1 protein-coding gene and 1 pseudogene are annotated in these 1,943 nt (G+C 62.5%); one reads left to right on the plus strand and one right to left on the minus strand.

Translation table 11 applies throughout. From position 1 onward, the window contains the following. Positions 1 to 1,435: TonB-dependent siderophore receptor (locus ACQKDV_RS19265; protein ID WP_427785834.1), on the plus strand; the 1,435-nt coding region annotated here is incomplete at its 5' end. 262 nt (positions 1,436 to 1,697) lie between these two features. Here the strand turns inward: ACQKDV_RS19265 and ACQKDV_RS19270 are convergent. Further along, a pseudogene (locus ACQKDV_RS19270) lies at positions 1,698 to 1,943 on the minus strand (TonB-dependent receptor domain-containing protein); the annotation flags it as partial.

Genomic DNA, 1,943 nt, shown 5'->3' on the forward strand with positions numbered 1-1,943 from the left:
TGCCGACCTGACGCCGGATACCCAGCTGAGCGTGGGTTACGACTACCAGCAGAAGCGTGCCAATGGCGCGACCTGGGGTGGCTTCCCGATGCTGTTCTCCGATGGCACCAGCACCGGCTACGACGAATCGTTCAATGCCAGCCCGAACTGGACCTACTGGGACACCACCAGCAAGCGCGCCTTCGCCACGTTGGAACACGCCTTCAGCGATGACTGGAAGGTCCGCGTCGGGGCGACCCATGACGAAACCAAGGCCGACGACAAGCTGTTCTACCCGGCCTACAACGACTGGGTCACCGGCGCTTCGTATTTCGACAGGAACACCGGTGCCGGTATTTCGCCGTCGGCCGGTTTCTACAACACCGAACGCAAAGTCAATGCGGTGGATGGCTACTTCAGTGGCGCGTTCGAGCTGTTTGGCCTGAAGCACGAAGTGATGGGTGGCCTGAGCTACAACAAGCGCGAGTACGCCAACTACGGTGACTACCAGGTCGGCGGCACTGGCATGACCTGGGATCCCTTCTCCAGCTACCTGAACTGGAACGGCAACATCAGCGAGCCGAACTGGAATGCACTGGCGCTTGCCAGCGAAGGCACCATCACCCAGAAGGCGGCCTACGCGGCTGCACGCCTGTCGCTGGCTGATCCGCTGAAGCTGATCGTGGGCGCGCGCTACACCGACTGGAAGAGCGAAGGCGAAGGCGCTGATCGTTCGCACAAGGTGACCACCCCGTATGCCGGCCTGGTGTTCGACATCAACGACACCTACTCGACCTACGCCAGCTACACCGAAATCTTCCAGCCGCAGATGCTGAAGGACCGCAACGGCAGCTACCTCGATCCGGTCGATGGCAAGAGCTACGAAGTGGGTGTGAAGGGTGCTTGGTTCGACGACCGGCTGAATGCCTCGGTGGCCGTGTTCCGCATCGAGCAGGACAACGTAGGCCAATCCACCGGCGAACCGGTGATCGGCGGAACCGGCGGCGAAACCGCCTACATCGCCGCACGCGGCACCGTCAGCCGTGGCTTCGAGTTCGAACTGAACGGCGAACTGGCACCGGGCTGGAATACCACCTTCGGTGCGTCGCGTTACGTGGCCAAGGACATCAACGATGCGGACATCAACACGAACCTGCCGCAGACGACGTTGAAGCTGTTCACCAGCTACACCCCGCAGTCGCTGCAGGAACTGACCGTGGGCGGTGGCGCCAACTGGCAGAACCGCATCTACTACGCGGTGCCGGCCTACGGCCGCATCGAGCAGGATGGCTACGCGCTGGTCAGCGCCTTCGTGCGCTACCGCATCTCGCCGGAGTTCAGCGTGCAGGCCAACCTCAACAATCTGCTGGACAAGAAGTACTACTCGCAGATCAATGGCTACGGTGCATTCGGCGACGGCCGCAACGGCTCGATCACCTTCACCTGGTCGTTCTGATGCAACCGGCGCCGGGGCAACCCCGGCGCCACGCTTCGTGTACGCGTTTTTTGCAGAGTCGAGCCATGCTCGACTGGCTTTCGCACAAAGCAGCCGAGCATGGCTCGGCTCTACGAAGGTGCAAGCAGCCGAGCATGGCTCGGCTCTACGAAGGTGCAAGCCGCCGAGCATGGCTCGGCTCTACGAAGGTGCAAGCCGCCGGGCATGGCCCGGCGCTACCGGTGAAAAGGCAGGTGCCGTTCCCTGGCACCTGCCGGCCAGCCTAGAACCGCAGGTCCGCGCGCATGTACCAGTAACGGCCACGCGGGATGTCGTAGGTCGAAGCGTCGTAGCCGTTCAACGAGCACGACAGGCAGATCGGCGGATCCTTGTCGAAGACGTTGTTCAGGCCCGCGGTCAGCTGCAACCCCTTCATCCAGTCGATCCTGTAGCCCACCTGTACATCGTGGAAGGTGGTGGCAGACAGCGTGTTGGTGCCGGCCGCCTGGTTGCTGCACACCGGGAAGGC

This window comes from Stenotrophomonas sp. NPDC077659, from assembly GCF_050268705.1.
GTDB lineage: Bacteria > Pseudomonadota > Gammaproteobacteria > Xanthomonadales > Xanthomonadaceae > Stenotrophomonas.